The sequence below is a fragment of the Brevundimonas sp. BAL450 genome (genome assembly GCF_015767455.1).
In the GTDB taxonomy this organism is placed as follows: Bacteria; Pseudomonadota; Alphaproteobacteria; order Caulobacterales; family Caulobacteraceae; genus Brevundimonas; species Brevundimonas abyssalis.
Map to the genome: position 1 here is coordinate 60,693 of NZ_JADWOW010000043.1, position 16,812 is coordinate 77,504.

15 protein-coding genes are annotated in these 16,812 nt (G+C 66.3%); 5 read left to right on the plus strand and 10 right to left on the minus strand.

All coding sequences use genetic code 11. The features are described 5' to 3' along the window. Window positions 1-26: 26 nt before the first annotated feature. Together IWC96_RS05230 and IWC96_RS05235 are read right to left on the minus strand one after the other, a co-directional pair. Window positions 27-992, minus strand: a complete 966-nt coding sequence (locus tag IWC96_RS05230) for a FecR domain-containing protein (RefSeq protein WP_196838508.1) — start codon at window positions 990-992, stop codon at window positions 27-29. 8 nt (window positions 993-1,000) lie between these two features. After that, the gene (locus IWC96_RS05235) at window positions 1,001-1,489 is read right to left on the minus strand and encodes an RNA polymerase sigma factor (protein ID WP_196838509.1); all 489 of its coding nucleotides are present in this window, start codon (window positions 1,487-1,489) and stop codon (window positions 1,001-1,003) included. A gap of 506 nt (window positions 1,490-1,995) precedes the next feature. Here IWC96_RS05235 and IWC96_RS05240 point away from each other — a divergent pair. Together IWC96_RS05240 and IWC96_RS05245 are read left to right on the plus strand one after the other, a co-directional pair. After that, the gene (locus IWC96_RS05240) at window positions 1,996-2,223 is read left to right on the plus strand and encodes a helix-turn-helix transcriptional regulator (RefSeq protein ID WP_196838510.1); all 228 of its coding nucleotides are present in this window, start codon (window positions 1,996-1,998) and stop codon (window positions 2,221-2,223) included. Window positions 2,224-2,344: 121 nt separating this feature from the next. After that, a complete protein-coding gene (locus IWC96_RS05245) occupies window positions 2,345-3,970 on the plus strand; it encodes a DNA (cytosine-5-)-methyltransferase (RefSeq protein WP_196838511.1) in 1,626 nt (541 codons plus the stop codon). Here IWC96_RS05245 and IWC96_RS05250 read toward each other — a convergent pair whose 3' ends face one another. From IWC96_RS05250 to IWC96_RS05265, 4 genes are read right to left on the minus strand one after another with little or no spacing between them, the layout of a single operon-like run. Continuing rightward, window positions 3,971-4,831: a DUF3883 domain-containing protein gene (locus IWC96_RS05250; protein ID WP_196838512.1), complete on the minus strand. Its 861-nt coding sequence runs from the start codon at window positions 4,829-4,831 to the stop codon at window positions 3,971-3,973. Continuing rightward, a complete protein-coding gene (locus IWC96_RS05255; RefSeq protein ID WP_196838513.1) occupies window positions 4,828-6,657 on the minus strand; it encodes a DEAD/DEAH box helicase in 1,830 nt (609 codons plus the stop codon). Before IWC96_RS05255 ends, IWC96_RS05250 begins: the two co-directional genes overlap by 4 nt. Then, a complete protein-coding gene (locus tag IWC96_RS05260) occupies window positions 6,650-7,960 on the minus strand; it encodes a hypothetical protein (RefSeq protein ID WP_196838514.1) in 1,311 nt (436 codons plus the stop codon). The genes IWC96_RS05255 and IWC96_RS05260 overlap by 8 nt, the downstream gene beginning before the upstream one ends. A gap of 2 nt (window positions 7,961-7,962) precedes the next feature. Beyond that, on the minus strand, window positions 7,963-8,418 hold the full coding sequence (locus tag IWC96_RS05265) for a BglII/BstYI family type II restriction endonuclease (protein WP_196838515.1): 456 nt from the start codon (window positions 8,416-8,418) through the stop codon (window positions 7,963-7,965). 351 nt (window positions 8,419-8,769) lie between these two features. Here IWC96_RS05265 and IWC96_RS05270 point away from each other — a divergent pair, with 351 nt between their 5' ends. From IWC96_RS05270 to IWC96_RS05280, 3 genes are all read left to right on the plus strand, one after another. Continuing rightward, a complete protein-coding gene (locus IWC96_RS05270; protein ID WP_196838516.1) occupies window positions 8,770-9,204 on the plus strand; it encodes a hypothetical protein in 435 nt (144 codons plus the stop codon). Continuing rightward, window positions 9,188-9,859, plus strand: coding sequence for a hypothetical protein (locus IWC96_RS05275; protein ID WP_196838517.1), 672 nt, complete (start codon window positions 9,188-9,190; stop codon window positions 9,857-9,859). The genes IWC96_RS05270 and IWC96_RS05275 overlap by 17 nt, the downstream gene beginning before the upstream one ends. Before the next feature lie 80 nt (window positions 9,860-9,939). Beyond that, the gene (locus IWC96_RS05280) at window positions 9,940-10,869 is read left to right on the plus strand and encodes a hypothetical protein (RefSeq protein WP_196838518.1); all 930 of its coding nucleotides are present in this window, start codon (window positions 9,940-9,942) and stop codon (window positions 10,867-10,869) included. Window positions 10,870-11,147: 278 nt separating this feature from the next. On the opposite strand, the gene IWC96_RS05285 is transcribed toward IWC96_RS05280, so the two are convergent. The 4 genes from IWC96_RS05285 to IWC96_RS15935 are packed head-to-tail and all read right to left on the minus strand — an operon-like array spanning window position 11,148 to window position 16,666. Continuing rightward, on the minus strand, window positions 11,148-13,889 hold the full coding sequence (locus IWC96_RS05285) for an error-prone DNA polymerase (RefSeq protein ID WP_231378898.1): 2,742 nt from the start codon (window positions 13,887-13,889) through the stop codon (window positions 11,148-11,150). Continuing rightward, window positions 13,847-14,452 (minus strand): hypothetical protein, encoded by a 606-nt coding sequence (locus IWC96_RS15930; protein WP_231378899.1) that lies wholly within the window; start codon window positions 14,450-14,452, stop codon window positions 13,847-13,849. Before IWC96_RS15930 ends, IWC96_RS05285 begins: the two co-directional genes overlap by 43 nt. Further along, entirely contained in the window at window positions 14,449-15,996 is a 1,548-nt protein-coding gene (locus IWC96_RS05290; protein ID WP_370541093.1) for a DNA polymerase Y family protein, read from the minus strand. Before IWC96_RS05290 ends, IWC96_RS15930 begins: the two co-directional genes overlap by 4 nt. Continuing rightward, entirely contained in the window at window positions 15,893-16,666 is a 774-nt protein-coding gene (locus tag IWC96_RS15935; RefSeq protein ID WP_231378915.1) for an ImuA family protein, read from the minus strand. The genes IWC96_RS05290 and IWC96_RS15935 overlap by 104 nt, the downstream gene beginning before the upstream one ends. Window positions 16,667-16,812: the final 146 nt, after the last annotated feature.

Here is a 16,812-nt window from a genome sequence, read left to right on the forward strand (position 1 = left end):
GCCCTGAATGGCTGCGGAATTTATTTTCAGGAGGCGCCGGCCGCGCGATCCGAGATGATCAACCGCCCGTCCGCGCGGCTGACGGTTACCGGGTACAGATCGGCCAGCGCGGCGGCGAAACCCTCCATGTCCCCGGCGTTGAAGGCGCCGCTGACCGGGATGTCGCCAAGCCGTGAGGCGTCAAGCACAAGCTGAACCCTCGAATACCTGTTCATTTCCGCGACCGCTTCGCGCAGCGGTAGCTCTTCAAACGTCAGCCGCCCGGTCGTCCAGCTCGTGGCCGCCGGCACATCCACAGTCTCGACCGCAGGCGTCGGCCGGGTCGTGACCAGCTGCTGTCCCGGGCTGAGGGTCCAATCGCCGTCCACCGTCCGCTCGTCAGTCACCGCGACACGGCCCTCGGCGAGAATCACCCTGGCGCCGCCGTCGAGTCGCCTGACGTGGAAGCGCGTGCCAAGGGCGCGGATTTCGACGGCGCCCGCTATGACCGTGAAGGGACGGGAAGGGTCGCTGGCGACGTCGAACAACGCCTGGCCTTCGATGAGGTCGATGCTGCGTCGGTCCCCCGAAATCCGCACGGCGATGCGGCTGGCCGTGTCCAAGGTGACCGACGAGCCGTCGGAGAGATTGATCGTCCGCCGCTCGCCGATCTCGGTCCTGTAGGTGGGCGTGTGCAACACGCTCCAGCCCACCAGCGCGCAAATGACCACGGCGGCGCCGACCCCGGCGGCGGCCAGATAGCCGAGAGGCCTGGAGCGCCGTCGCCCGGGCTGCCGCCGTCCGGCGTCCTCGGTCATGCGTTCGATGGCCGGGTCCGAGGCGAGGGCGCCGGCGGCGTCCCACAGGCGTTCAGCCTTCGCATAGGCTGCAGCGTTCGCCGGGTTGCGGCGCCAGGCCGCAAAAGCGTGAACGTCGTCCGTGGAGACCCGCCGCTGGTTCAGCCGGGAAAACCAGGCAGCCGCCTCCTGCTGTCGCTTGTCGCTGTCGACCATCGTCCCGCCTAGTCGTCCAGCCGCTCAAGGCAGTGAGCCAGGGCCTTGGACATCCGCCATTCCACGGTTTTCACGCTGATCCCATGTATCCGCGCGATGTCTTCGTAAGTCATACCTCTAAAACGGCTCAAGACGAAGACGTCCCTGTAAAGCGACGGCATGGAAAGCAGAATTTCCTTCAGTTGCACCGCTTCCGCCTGGTCTCCAGGCGTGGAGGTTGGATGGAAACTTCCGGCGGCGAAAGCGGCCTGTACGGCTTCCCTGCGCTTGCCATCGCGCAGCAGATTGGTGGCGATCCGCAGCAACAAAGCCCTCGGGTGACGGATGTCGTCACGCGCATAGGGCGCCAGCCGGACGTAAGTTTCCTGGACCAGATCGGCCGCCTGGTCATCGCCCACGTGGCGGCGGAGCCGCCGCCGCAGCCAGTCGGCGTAACCCCGGTAAAGCTCATCAAGGCCTGTGGAACTAGGCCCGTCGCACTGTCTTGTATCGGCCAAAACCCGCGCTCCAGCGAACTCGCGAAGGAGCACGTGCCGCTGAGAAGCGGCTCGGGAATCACCGGGCGCGCGCTGGTCGCCGTCGCGCCGGCGAAAAATCGCCGCTCGCACACGCCAAGCGTTCGCCGCGCTGGTCGCGGCCAGAAATGTTCAGCCTTCGCACAGGGGATTCCACGCCCCTATCGGCGCCAGGCGCCGACGACGAAGCATGATTCATTTGGAATCCCGCTGCAAGCGGGGAGGGGTCGGGCGTTGGAATCCTCGCGAATTGAGGCCCGCTGCTTCAGGTCGATGCGACGCCTTCGTGCGTGACGAACCCCGGCACAACCATCGACCCTATCCACGGCGCCCGACATCTGAACCTAGCGGACGCTTGCCGGACGACCAAGCATGGGCTGTTTCGTCGCGCCTTCGCGCAAAATTGTTGCGGCCAGTCCGCAAGACTCATTCGTTGATTGCAGCTCTTCTTGAGGCTGTAGTGGTCGGGAGCCATTAGAGAGGGGCGTATGAAGGATCATCACACCCTGCGTCCGCTGAGCCCGCGTGAACTGGAGTGTCTGACGTGGGTCAGTTTGGGAAAGAGCTCAACGGATATTGGAGTAATACTTGACCTTTCGTCGCGGACCGTGGACGCCTATCTCCAGAAAGCGTGTTCGAAACTGCAAGTCAGGACGCGCATTGAGGCCGTGGTGGTGGCGGTTCAGACGAAAATCATCACAGGTCCGCCTGAATGATGTCGTCTGCCGCCTGTGGATTCGTTCCTCTGGGTCGATTGGATCTTGCGGCTGAACGCCAGTCCGTTAGACTGTCTGACCTGTCTGGAGATGCGCGTGAGTCGCGCTGGAGCGATCGCTGGTGCGTGCAATCGACCTATACGCAGGAATCGGCGGGTGGAGCCTCGGACTCCGCCTGGCGGGCGTCGATGTCGTCGCCTCCTACGAATGGTGGCAGGCGGCCGTCGACACCCACAACGGCAATCATGGCGGCGCTCTAAAGGCGACGGATGTTCGTCAGCTCCGGCTTGAAGACCTGCCTTCCGACATCGACCTGGTCGTAGGCAGTCCTCCCTGCACAGAGTTTTCGTATTCGAACCGGGGCGGTGGCGGCGATCTTGAAGAGGGATTGAAGGACCTCATCCGGTTCCTGGAGATTGTCGATCATCTGAAGCCGAAGTTCTGGGCGCTGGAGAATGTGCCGCGCGTGGCTCACGTTCTCCGGCGCGGAATGTCGGACCCCAAACATCCGCTGTACCGGTTCCGCGATCTCGGAATGCGGATCGAGGTCATCGACTTCTCGGACTATGGGACGCCCCAGTCCCGTCGCCGGTGCATCGCGGGAAATATTCCCTTTGATCTGATCGCCTCCTATCGCTCGCGCCTGCCGCGCCGGACGCTCGGCGACGTCATCGAGGCGGTCGCCTGCGGTGATGAGGTTGTGGATCCGGTGTGGGGTTGCAGGCTTTCCGCCGCCGCCGTGACCGAACGCGAAACCGAAGGCGCCTTGAATGCGGAAGAACTTCGCATGAACCGCGAGGCCAAGACCTACCACCCGGTTTACAACAACATGGCTTTCCCGGATGCGATGGACGTGCCGGGTCGGACGGTGACGGCGACCTGCACGCGCGTGTCGCGCGAAAGCATTGTCATAGCGGATGGGAAGGGGGGCTTCCGTCGCCTGAGCATCCGGGAACGCGCCTGCCTGCAGGGCTTCCCGATCACCTATCAGTTCTACGCACGCTCTTTCCCGGAAAAGGCGAAGATGGTCGGCAACGCCATTCCCCCGACCTTCACCTATCTCGTGGCTCGAGCCGCCCAGGGCGCCTCGGCTGAGGATTTGGCCCCATACAGCGGAGCCGGCTCGGCGTTGAGGCTGCCGGAAAGGTCGGCGCCAGTGACGCCGCCGACCACAGAGGGGCGCACCTATCCGGCGGGCCGCAGCTTCCGCGCGGCCTTGCCCGGGCTTCGCTTCAAGAGCGGCATGAGATTCGAGCTCGCCAATGGACGTGGACAGCAGCGGGATTGGCAGGTTCGGTTCTTCTTCGGCCCATCGGTCGATATTCGAGAGATTGAACTCGACCAGGACCTGCTGCGGCAGCTCGGAAGCTCTCCGCTGATTAAGAAGCTCATGATGACGACCGGCGCGGCGTTCGCGACGGCGGAGCTGAGACTCCAGGAGACGACGCCGGGCGCGCTTCAGGCCGCCTGGTCACACCGCGCCGAGGGTTTGCGGCCTTTCCAGGTGGCGGACCTTCTGGGCGAGTTGGCCGCCGAGGTTCATCGACGGCTGGAAGTCGTGGCGATCGACGACCAACATGCTGTGATCGGCTACGTCATGGCGGCGGCGGCTGAAGAGGAAGAGGGTGATACTATTCCGGGGTCGAAGAAGCTCGCCACCCACGCCATGGCCATCCTGAGCGGACTTCTGGTCGGGGCCTGGTTCAATACCCTGCCTTGGCATCGTCGTCAGAAGGCGGTCGCCTGACTAAAGCTCTATCGACCCGAACAAACTGGTGAAGGCGGCAAAGGGGACTTCAACCATTTCCCAGCCGCCGGCGCCGGTGTCCGCCGGGATGTGCTTGGCCATCGCGTCCATGCTGGCGCTCGCCAGGCGGGGCGAAGCGGCCGCCAGATCCCAGAGGTGGAAGACATGCGCAGAGCGTTCGACTGCGATCTCCCACTCGTGACGCGTCAGGTGCAGCGCGCCGCCGATCCCGGTTCGACTTGTCTTGACCTCAATCGACAGGAAAGCACGGTTCTCCGCGCTGACGACGGAAAGGACGTCATAGCCGTCCTGATTGCTGTCGATCGCAACCCACTGCGGCTTTAGCCCGGTTCGCGCTTCTTCATAGGCGAGCGTCAGCCTTTCGCCCTCCCGGCCGATGATCAGGAGGTGATCCTGCTGCAGGCCTCGGGCGATCCTCGCGAGCAGGTCCCAGAAGTCGACGACATCGCTGGTCGGTGGACCGGCCAGGCCAGCCTCCACGAACACCTGCCACACCCCCACCGGACAGAAACTCAGCACCCGGGATCGGCCATAGGTCGCGTTCTGCAGCCAGTCGGGCTTTTGAGCGTCCACATACTGGAGAAGGATGCAGCGCAGAGCGGCTTCGTAGTCGGCGGCGCCCTGGACTTTCAACCCTGCGGTCGAGGCCTGGAGCAACCCCGCGTCAGTGATGTCGAGCCAGCCCAGGACCTCGGCGAGCGAAAGCGCGGCGCTGGCGGGCATGCCGCCGACTTTGGGCAGGCCTGCCACAAGATTCGGCGCCGTCATCGCATGTCGCTGCAGCAGCTCCAGCAGGGCGATGCCCGCCTGGGCCAGGCCGGGCGAGAGCGGCAGGGTCACGAGGCGCGGCCCAACTCATCGACCAGCGCGCGGATGTCGTCGAGCTGAAGACCGGTCGTATACTCTTCGATATCCTCCGCTTCGACATCGGTCGGATCGATAGGGATTGGGTCCGGAGCCAGCGAGGAATCCTCCAGGGCCTTGGCCATTTCCCCGATCTTGAAGCCGAGCCGGTTACGCACCGTTTCATCGACGGTTCCGGTGCATTCAACGATCTCGATGATCGTCTCCTGATCTTGCGGCAGGCCGAAACGGTGAATCCGGTCCTCTGACTGGAGGTAGTGGGCCGCGTTGAATGTGCGATCCAGGTAGATCGCATGATGGCACACCCGGTGCAGGCTGATGCCTTCGCTGGCGGCTGCGGGATTAGCGACCATGACCCGGACGTTCTCGTCGTCGTGGAAGGCCTTGATCTTGCCTTCGCGGGTGTCCGCATCGTCCTCGTCGCCAGCATCGACGCCGCCGTGGATGTAGACGGCCCCGAGGTCCGCCAGCCGCGAGGCCATGTATTCGACATTCCGGACGAATGAGGACCAGATCAGAACCTTGTGACCCTGGCGGGAAAGTTGGCGGGCCCGTTTGAGAACGTATTCAAGCTTGGGGCCCTCGCCCTCGGCCAGGACCGCGGCAAGCAGCTCATGATGCGCGAAGCCGATCTGGGCAGCGAGGAGGGACGGGTTGGACACGAACTGAAGCAGCCTGGAGACCGACCGGCCCAGGGCGCGGAACGTCTGGCGTCCCTGGGCGTCCAGTACGGCAGAAGCCTCCCGTGCCACCTCCAGACGCATCAACTCGTAGAGCGCTTGCTGGACAGGCGCCATCGGCAGTGACACCAGGTTGCGGGTGACGTCCGGCAACTCTAGCTGCTTCTTGTTTGTCCGGACGTGGATCGGACGCATCAGGTCCACGACCGTATCTTCTTCCGCTGGAACCTCAGGATAGAGGAACTGGAACTGCGGAATAAGATCGGTGACGGCCTGCGGCATGGGCGTACCGCTCATTACGAGCTTGCCCACCGGCAGATGCGAAAGCTCGATCACCGAGCGACCACTGGCCCGGCTCACGCCGGCCTTGATCCGGTGGCTCTCGTCAAGGAAGAGAAAGGTGCGGTGCTGCGCCAGGTGTTGCGCGACCAAATCTTGCACCCTTGGCAACTGTTGATAGGTCATCAACATGAGGGCGGGGTCGGCGGCCAGGGCGGCGCGGATGCGGTCTCGACCTCCCCGAAGGCGCTCGAACGTGGTGGTGGTTTGCGGCAGGCACTCGCGGATTTGCTCATCCCAGGCCGCGAAGGCGTTCTTGGGCGCGATGACGAGGAGACGATCGCCCGGTTGGGCGCGCAGGGTGAAGAACGCCAGCGCTTCGGTGGTCTTGCCCGCCCCCGGGACTGAAAAGGTCGCCGCCGCCGGCAGGGCGGCGAGCCGGCCCACGTTCGGGGTCTGATGCTTGGAAAGGTCACGTCCGAAACCTGCGGCCTTCAGCGAGGCCCGGAGTGCATCCGGTGGCAACGGCGGGGCGTCGGCCGCCGCCCAGTAGCTCGCCGCCGCACGCTGGGATTGCTTGAGCAGGGCCGTGGCGCGCGGGCTGATCGACAGGCCGTCGCCGACCTTCAGGCCGTTTGCCCTGAAAACCTGCAGGAACTGATCACGGGCGCCGACAAATCCCCACCAGGGCAGGGACACGCCGGCAACCCCTTCGAATGCAGCTTCACGACTCGTATCGAAGGCCACGCGTTTCAGCATCGTCGCCCATGGCGAGGCGCTTTCCCCGGCGCTCCAGGTGAAGACCGCCCTTCCGTCTCCAGCCCGGTAGTCGATACTAAGCATGCTCGGCCAGATAGGCGCGGATCGTGGCGACTCGAGCCTCGATCTCATCGAGCTGCTTTGACACGCCTGTGAGTTTCGACTCTGGGCGCAGGCCGTCCTTCGCCGCCACGGTCAGGAAACTGTTCGCCTTTGCGCACTGGTCGAGCAGGTAGCCGGCCTTCTTGACGTCCTTCTTGAGCTGTCGCTCCGTCTCGAGGACATCAGCGATCGTATCCCGGGCAACAGACCGCTGCTGCGGGTCCTTCAGGGCGTTGATCAGACCGGTTTCCCTTGCGCCGGCCTCGTCATCAGCCTTCCCTGCGCCGAAAAGCTCGTCCAGATCGTCATCCGGCGTCGCGGTCTCCAACTCGAGTTCGGCGGCAAGGCGGTCGACGACCTTGTCAAGATTCGCCGCAAGATCCGGAATGGCGATGTACAGCCGGCCGACCGAAGCCGGCTCGTCGATGAGGGCGAAGGCGGCCTCCTTGAAGACTTCCTTTCGGGCGACCCCGGACAGCCTGGAGCGGCTCTGCACCAAACGCTGGAAGGTATGCTCCTGTCCGGAGACCTCCGACCACATGTTGGCCTTGTCGCGCGAGCGGAGATATTCGTCAGCGTAAGTCCGCATATCCAGGAGCTGGGCGAACTCGGCGTCCTTCATCCGGTAGAGCTTGCACAGCTCTTCGGCCTTGATGCCGTCCCGCTCCATTTTGGCGACCATCATGTTGGCCTGGGCGTCCCAGCTGTAATCGGCCCGAATGTCCTTTTCGATCTGAAGCTGCGCCTCGAGCCGATTGAGGTCCTTTTCCGTCGCGTGGGGGAGGACGACGACCTCAATGTGTTCGAAGTGGCCGTACTTCTCAGGCTCGTCGTGAAGGAGCTGGCGCCACATCGAAAGGCGGCGGTTACCATTGACGACAAAGCCGTTCTCGTCGAGCAACAGCGGGTTCACCTGTTGATGCGCCGCGTCCTCGAAATATCCATCCAGATCGGAAAGCCGGCCCAGCTTCAGCAAGAGCTCATGCTGCGCCTCCTGGGCGTCCCACATCTCAGGGTCGCCGGTGAACAAATCCGACCTCAGCCCGGGGTTCATCGCCAGGTGTTCGACCTGCAGGGAGGCGGTGCGTCCGTTGGCCATTCGATATTTGGGCAGGTCGATGGGAATCCGGATGATCGGCAAGTCCTGGTTCAGACCCTGGAACACCACCCGGTCCGTGGGCAGTCCCTTGGCCTCGAGCCGGGTCTTGAACTCCTCCAGGCGTGCGGGCCGAGGCCAGCCGAACCGGGAGCCCTTGGGGATGTCGGGGATGGCGGCGTCCGGCATTTTCACTCCAGTGATATGACCAGCGTGGGGACGTAAAAGACCTTGCGGAAAATCTCGAGCTCCCGCTCCAGACGGGCCGCCTGGGCGATGTTGTCTCCAATCGCGAGGGCGACTGGCTGGGAAGGCAACACCAGAACCGCAGCCGCGATGGCGTTATCGAGATAGAGCGTCTGCAGCTTGATGAGGTCGGCGTACATCCGCGCCATGTTGCCGGTCTGGAGACACAGTCCGATGCCCTCTCTCATGGAGGTGATGCTCATGTCGGAGCCGCGCGCAACCGTCACCTCGCTGGACCAGCCGCGCGAGCGAAGCTGGGCGACGAACTGGTCGCGGATGCGGCGAGCCGCGCCGCGCTCGACCCGGACATCCACAGCGGCCGCCGAGGCGACCACGCCCTCCAGGATTCCGGCCGGCACGCGTTCGGCGCCGGAGCAATGACTGTGCACCGAAACCTTCATGACAGCGCCGGCCGTGGAACTCCGAACTGTAAGTCGTGCGCCACGGGCGCCTCCAGAATCATAGGGCGACGCGGGTCGCAGCCCCTGAAGACTTAGCGGATGTCGGGCATATGCAAAACCGTTCCGGTGAATTCGCCTCGCCGCCAAGTTGTGGCTTTACTTCTGCCAGCGATGCTCAGCCTGGACAAGATCATGGTGTCCGTCACCAGCAGCAGCCTCGCCAAGGGCATGCTCGACAAGCGCTGCCCCCGGATCACCTTTGAACGTGTGGAACTGGACGCAGGTCCCGCGTAGGGTCAGGTGACCCACGTAGAGGTTGCAAAGGTGCCGGGTTAGTCCTAATGGCGGAGAATGAACGAACAGGGCTGTTTGCGGCTGGAAAGCTTGATCAGAGAGCACGCCGTGAGGTTGGGCGCTCCGGATTTGGGCGATCGATCGGTCGAGTCGGATGAGCGCTCCGAGGAGGGAGTGCGGCGACGGCTTCCACCCCGCGACCGGCTGCTGCGGCGGCTTGATGCGCTCGAACGGCACGTTCTGCTGCTTCATCGTGGCGTCTACGACCAGGCGATGTCCAAGATTCGCGGCATGCTCGAACTCGGCGCGCGCGACTCCGAGGGCCCGGCTCTCAATGTTCCGTCAACTGCGATCGCGGTCCTGCCGTCTGCGACGGCGGAAGGCACGATCGAATTTGATCTCGCCAGGTTGCCTGACCTGTCGGAGCCGTTACGCCGAATCCAAGTTTTGAGGGCGCTCATTCAGGAGGACGACGATGCCTTCCCTGGATGAGGAGGCCTGCGCCGATGAGATCGTGGCGATTTTTGACCAGGTCACTTCGCTCACGCCGATGCAAATTGTGCATGCGGTCCATGCGACGCGCGGCAAGCTTTACGAGGTTTACTGCGTCGGGCGTCTCCTCGCCCAGTTGCACGGGGACCATGGGCTGACACCGACCTACACCGGGACCGGACCGCTGCGCCTCAAGGCCAGTGGGGGGTATGCCGATCCTCTATCGCCCCATTTCATGCTGTTTGACGGCGGCGTCCTGGTAGGCCGGGTTTACACTGACGTCGAGGTGATGACGCTCGGCGCCGAGGTCGCGCTCGCGCATGGGGCGACGATCACCGACCTCAGCGCGTACCACGAGATTGATATCGTCGTGCTTGCGGATCAGCATCAACCTCGCCCCAGTCCCGGAGAAGTGTTGATTGGTGTCGAATGCAAGGCTGTCGCCGAGTTCGAGAAGTCCTTCATTCGGGAGGTGCTGGGACGTCGCCGCGAGTTGAGCTTCTACCGGCCTGATACGACCGCCTTCGGGGCGGCGATCATGGCCTCGCCAGCTTCGGACTATTTCCTCGCCTACATCGATCCCGCAGGCAATCGGTACTCGCAGAGTCCGGCCGTATTCGAAGTGAGGCTGGAGCACTGGGTTCCCACCATCTGATCCGGTCCTCCGGCCTGTGCCGGCAATCGACCGTTTTCGCGGCCGCAGCGTGACCGGCTGGCCTTCAGGGGGATGCGATCGTGAGTGCAAAAGACTGCGACAGCTACCGCGCCACCGGTCGAATGCGCCGGGACGGCCAACGGCGCCGCGTCGAGATCAGCGGTGATCTTTTCGCCCGGGTGGTGGAGGCGAGGGAGGGGCTCGGTCATATCCTCGATATTGAGGAAGCCTATGAGGCGATGCTCGGAAATTTCATCGATTTCGAGCGTGGGGCCATGATGCGACTGGCGTCCGAACTGGTGCATCCGATAACCACGATTGAGGAGTTCGATGCTGTCCGGATCACCATGGGGCGGCTGCTCGACAATCTCCTCAGCTCAGCCTTTGCCTTCCTTGAACAATCTAAAGACCGGCTGCCTAAGCTGGGCGGGCGGCCCCTGCTGAAGGCTTTCGAGAAGGAGCTTGAAGCTCTGAAGCTACGTCTGCCTGTTCTCACGGTGGTTCACGCGATCCGCAATCATGCCCAGCACGAGGGCTCCAGCGTCAGCGGTCTCACCACGGCGCGTCGGCGGTTGGAAGAGGGCGAGCAGGTCGTCGTGGAGCAGACGCTGACTGTGATCTTCAAGCGTGACGCATTGCGTCGCAACAGGGAGGCGTCGAAGGAGGCGAGGGCGAGTCTGTCAGCGCTCCTGAATGCGCTCACCGACTCCAAGGGCGCGATCGAACTCGGGCCCTTGGCCCGCTCCTATGTCGCGGCTCTATCGGAGGTACTGCTGCTGATCCGCCGTCTGGTCGCTGAACGGCAAGCGGATTGGAGCCAAGCGAATCGCGAGGCGATGTCCCTCCTGGACCCGCAAAACGAACTGTTCGCCCGCCAAGTATCGAGGGTTCGCGACGGTAAGGTCGTCGCGCGAAGCGAGATCACTGTCTTCAACGTCGAGCGAGTCGAACGCCTGCAGTCTCGAAACCGCGGACTGGTCAGTCTGCCGCAGGCGCGCCTGAAGCATTGAGGAGGGTGGGCCAGTCGACCGCTCAGCCGTTGTGCGGCTGACCCAGGCAGCAACCGGGGCTCAACCGAAATGGTCGTGAGGGTCGCGAGCGCCGAAAGACGTGAATCTCACTGCCGCAACCCTTCGCCTTCGGGGAGCGACCCGCTTGCAGAGAACACGGGGATCGGAACTGACGGCCAGCTAGAATTCCGCTTTGGGTCGGGAGCGGTCCTCAGGGGGCCTTGGTCTGAAGTCCAGTTCTCGCCGCAGCGCCTATGTCCGCTTCTTGCGCAGACCTGTCAGTGGAAGTCCCTTGAGCCCGGCAGCATGCGCAGGTCGCGGGGGTGCTGAGGGTGGACGAACTCGTCGGCGCCGGAGAGCTGTAGCACCGGCTCGTGCTCCGGCGACAGGCGGCCCAGGTCGGCGGAGCGGTCGTAGAGGCGATCGGCCATCAGATGGACCACGCCCTCGACGCTCTTCTCCACCACGCCCTCCACGCCCAGCAGGCGCGCGCCCATGACCACGCGGCGGTAGGCCTCGAAGGTGCGCACCCACAGGACCAGATTGGTGACGCCGGTCTCGTCCTCCAGGGTGAGGAAGATGGCCTTCCCGTTGCCGGGCCTCTGACGGACCAGCACGATGCCGGCGGTGCGCACCCGTGAGCCCGACCGCTTCGCTTCCACCTGGGCGCAGGTGAGGAATCCCTCGGCCGCGAACACCGGGCGCAGGACGGCCATGGGGTGCGCCTTCAGGGACAGGCGCGTGGTCTGGTAGTCGGCGGCTACGTGTTCGCTGAGAGCCATGGCGGGCAGGGCGGCGTCCGGCTCCTCGCCCAGCTCCCTCGCGCCGGCGGCGGCGAACAGAGGCAGGGCGTCGTCGTCAGGCAGGCGACGCACCGCCCAGAGGGCCTCGCGCCGGTCCAGACCCATGGAGCGGAAGGCGTCGGCGTCGGCCAGCTTGCGCAGCGCCGCCACGGGCAGCCGGGCGCGGCGCATCAGCCCCTCGCCCCCGTCGAACGGCCGGGTGCGCGCCGCCGCCAAGGCTTCGGCCCAGTCCTTCCGGAAGCCGTCGATCTGGCGCAGGCCCAGACGCAGGGCCAGGGCGCCCTTCGGACCCTCCAGGGTGTTGTCCCAGAGGGAATGGTTCACATCGATCACCCGCACCTCGACCCCGTGCTCCCGGGCGTCGCGCACGATCTGGGCCGGGGCATAGAAGCCCATGGGCTGGCTGTTCAGCAGGGCGGCGGCGAAGGCGGCGGGGTGCCGGCACTTGATGTAGCTGGACACATAGACCAGCCGGGCGAAGCTGGCGGCGTGGCTTTCCGGAAAGCCGTAGGAGCCGAAGCCCTTGATCTGCTCGAAGCAGCGCCGGGCGAAGTCGGGATCATAGCCCCGCTCGATCATCTTGCCGACCATGCGGTCCTCATAGGTGTGCAGCGTCCCGTCGCCCCGAAAGGTGCCCATGGCCTTGCGCAGGCCGTTGGCCTCGCGGTCGCTGAACTCGGCGGCGACCATGGCCACCTTCATGGCCTGCTCCTGAAACAGGGGCACGCCCAGGGTCCGGTGCAGGATGGTCTTCAGCTCGTCCGGGTCATGGGGCGGCGCCGGGCTGGCGTAGACCACGTCCTCCTGACCCTTGCGGCGGCGCAGATAGGGATGAACCATGTCGCCCTGGATGGGGCCGGGCCGCACGATCGCCACCTGGATCACCAGATCATAGAAGGCGCGGGGCCGCAGGCGCGGCAGCATGTTGATCTGGGCCCGGCTCTCCACCTGGAACACCCCGATGGAGTCGCCCTTGCACAGCATGTCGTAGACGTCCGGCTGTTCGGCCGGGACCGAGGCCAGGTCGTGGTCCACCCCTTCGTGCGCCTTGATCAGATCCAGCGCCTTGCGGATGCAGGTCAGCATGCCCAGCGCCAGCACATCCACCTTCATCAGGCCCAGCTCGTCGATGTCGTCCTTGTCCCATTCGATGAAGGTGCGACCCGTCATGGCCGCATTGCCGATGGGGACCAGCTCGTCCAGCCGCCCGCGCGTCAGGATGAAGCCCCCCACGTGTTGGCTCAGATGGCGCGGAAACCCGAGGATGCGCCCGGCCATGTCCACGGCGCGCCGGATCATGGGATTGGCCGGGTCCATGCCCGCCTGTTCGATCTGGGCGTCGGGGATCGACGACCCCCAGCTTCCCCACTGGGTGGAGGCCAGGCGCGCAGTCACGTCCTCGGTCAGGCCCAGGGCCTTGCCCACCTCGCGGATGGCGCTGCGGGGGCGATAACGGATCACGGTGGCGGCGATGCCCGCGCGCTCGCGGCCATAGGTCTCGTAGATGTGCTGGATGATCTCCTCGCGCCGCTCGTGCTCGAAGTCCACGTCGATGTCGGGCGGTTCGTTGCGGTCCGCCGACATGAAGCGCTCGAACAGCAGGTCGTGGTGGACCGGATCGACGCTGGTGATGCCCAGCACGTAGCAGACCGCCGAGTTGGCCGCCGAGCCGCGCCCCTGACACACTATGCCCTTGTCTTCGGCCACCCGCACGATGTCGTGGATGGTCAGGAAATAAGGGGCCAGATTGCGCTCGGCGATATAGGCCAGCTCCTTTCTGATCAGGCCCATGACCTTGGCCGGCGCGCCATCCGGATAGCGCATCGGCAGGTGGCGGTTCACCAGGGTCTGCAGCCAGCCTTGCGGCGTCTTTCCCGGCGGAATGGGCTCCTCGGGATATTCGTAGCGCAGCTCAGCCAAATCGAAGGTGGAGCGGGCCAGCAGGGTCTGGGTCTCCGCCAGGGCCTCCGGCGCGTCGGCGAACAGGCGGGCCATTTCCTCGGGAGGCTTCAGATGGCGCTCGGCGTTGGCCAGCAGGCGCCGCCCGGCCTGATCGATGGTGACCCCTTCGCGGATGCAGGTCAGGACGTCCTGAATATCCCGCGACTCCGGCGCGTGGTAGAGCACGTCGTTCATGGCCAGCAGGGGCGTGCCCGCACCCTCGGCCAGCGCCATCAGCCGCGCCAGCCGCCGCCGGTCGTCGCCCCGCCGGTGCATGGCCGCGCCCAGCCAGACCGCGCCGGGGCGGGCCGGCCGTCTATCTTCTGGTCGGGAACGGCGATGAGCAGCAGGCCGTCCGGGTCCGCCAGCAGGTCATTCAGATGCAGCAGGCACGCGCCCTTTTTCGCGCGTCGCGAGCCCAGGGTTAGCAGCCGCGTCAGCCGTCCCCATCCGGCCCGGTCCTCAGGGTAGGCGACGATGTCCGGCGTCCCGTCCGCGAACACCAGCCGCGCCCCGGTGAGCAGGCGAAAGCCCTGCACCCGTTCCCGGATGGCCTCCGCCAGATCGGGCCCGCCGGTCGTATCGTCCACGAAGATCACCTCGCCGGGCGAGCCGCCGGTGCGGACCTTTTCGGGCGCGCCGCCGTGTTCCTTGAGCTGTTTCAGCGCGCTCCACGCCCGCACCACTCCCGCGACGGTGTTGCGGTCCGCCAGCCCCAGCCCGGTGTGGCCGCGTAGCACGGCCGTCAGCACCAGATCCTTCGGGTGCGAGGCGCCGCGCAGGAACGAGAAATTGCTGGCCGCGACCAGTTCGGCGTAGGCGGGGATGGGGGCGTTCATGCGAACAGCCCGTGCACGTACCAGCGCGGCGGCGGATCATCGCCATAGCCGCCCGCGCGGAACAGCCAGAAGCGGCGGCCCTCCTCGTCCTCCACCCGATAATAGTCGCGCACCCGGTGGCGGGGCGCGCGCCACCACTCGGCCTCGATGCGCTCGGGGCCTTCGGCGCGGATGACCCGGTGGGTGGCGCGCCGCCACTGGAACCGGGCGGGCGGGCTGTCGGGCGCCAGGGCCACGGCCTCAACCGGCTGGGGCGGATCGAACAGGTGCAGCGGCCGCAGCGGGGGCGACTCCGGATCGGGGGCGGGCCAGACCTCGCCACACGGCGCGGCCTGGGCGAGCGTGAGGCGGCTGGACCGCTCCGGCAGGTGCGAGGCCACGGGCGTGACACGCAGCACCGCCTCGGGGCCCAGCCGCGCGCTCAACTGGTCGATCAGGGCGTCCAGGGCCTCGCCGCCGTGGGGGCGTCGGTCGAAGGCGATCTGCCGGGCCGCGACGGCGCGCAGATGCTCGGCGCCCAGACGCAGGTGATCGAAGCCGAAGCCGGGATCCACCGGCCGGGCCAGCGCCGCCAGCCTTTCGCGGAACAGACGCATGACCACCCCCGCCTCGCGCACGGGACGTGCGGTCTGCAGGGCGATGCGGCGGACGTGGCCGTCCAAGCGGTAAAGGCTCAGAACAAAGCGCCGTGCGCCCTGACCCCGGGTCTCGAGCTGCTGTTCGGCGCCCTTCAGCAGGTCGGCGATGACGGCGTGCACCGCGTCCAGATCGGTGATGGGTTCGGCGAGCACCCGGTCAACGGTGACCGGCGCCGCCGGACGGTGGGGGGTAATGCGCACATCCACCCGGCCCATCACCCGGTCCAGCCGGTCCGGGAAATCGGCGCCGAAGCGGGCGGCCAGCGGCGCCCGGGGCCGGGCGTCCAGATCGCCGAGGGTCTTCAGCCCCGCGCGGCGGATGGCCTGATGATCGCGCGGGGCCAGCTCCATGGCGGCCACGGGCAGGCAGCGGGCGAGGGCCGCGTCCTGACCCTCCGGCGCGACGCCGCCGGGACCGAACCGGGCCAAGGCGCGGGCGGTCTGGGGCGTGCGGGCGAGGGCCAGCCGGACCTGCAGCCCGAGGCGTTCAGCCCGGGCCCTGACCACGCCGACCATCCGCGCCTCGCCGCCGAACAGATGGGCGCAGCCGGTCACGTCCAGCATCAGGCCGTTGGGCGCGTCCAGCGCCGCCATGGGGGTGAAACGGTCGAAATCCTCCAGCACCGCGCGCAGCAGTCGGGCGTCGGCCTCGCCGTCGTGGGGAACCGCCGCGATCCCGGGTACCCGCGCCTGGGCGTCGGCCAGGGTCATGCCGGGCGACAGTCCCAGCGACAGGGCGGCCGGGTTCGCCGCCGTCAGACGCAGGGCGCCCCGGTCCTTGTCCACCAGAACCACGAGATGCTCAGGCGGCGCGGGATCGGCCTGTTCCCGCCGCAGCCGGTCGGTCGGCAGGACGGGAAACCAGACCGCCAGATGCCGACGGCGTGACGAAACTGCGCGTCTCACGATCCCACTCCATGGTCCATTCGCCGGGCGGCGCGCCGGACCGGCTGCGCAACAGCCGCGCGCGAAAAGCGGGTCTTCCCGGCGCATTGGCGGCTAGGGGCGCTGACGGGGCCGAGGCGATGGACCAGCGGGTCTCCGCCGCGCTGGGCGCCGGCTCGGCGTTGGCCCGCACCAGCAGGCCCAGGGTCGAGCCGCTGCGCGCCGCCATCATCAGTCGCCGGCTGGCGGTCAGGCCGTGGACCCTGGCCTCGCCCCAGCCGCTCATGATCACCGCGCCCGCCGCCCCGCTGCGTAGCGCCTCCTCGCCCGCCGCCAGCAGGGACGCGGCGTCGGACACCCGCACCAGGATCAGAGCGCCCGGATCCAGGCCCCAGGCCGACAGCCCGGGGCCAAAGGGCTCCCCCATCTCGGATCGCCCCATTGTCTGAAGGATCCACACCATCGCGCCCGCCGAAGCCCGGGACGCCAGACCCAGGGCGAACCCCTGCGCCGCCACCGCCTGACGCGGCGCCTCGGGCAGAACCTCGTGCACCGCATCGGCCCTCACCGCCCCCAGCCGCTCATCCAGCGCCTCTACCCCCAGCCGAAAGGACCGCACGGACGCGCACTGCCTGGGCTCCAGAGCTGAAAGCTGGCGGCGCAGATGGTGAAGGGCGAGGGGCGGAGGCATAAATGTTCCTGGTATGTTCCTCTATATGCCTCCTCTTCAGCCATCAGAGTCAAGCGGAGGAATTCAAGGGAAGCAGCGGCCGCCAGGGATTGGGCTTGGGCTTTGAGAGCGAGTGGGGCTCGTTTGCATACGAACGCCCAATGATC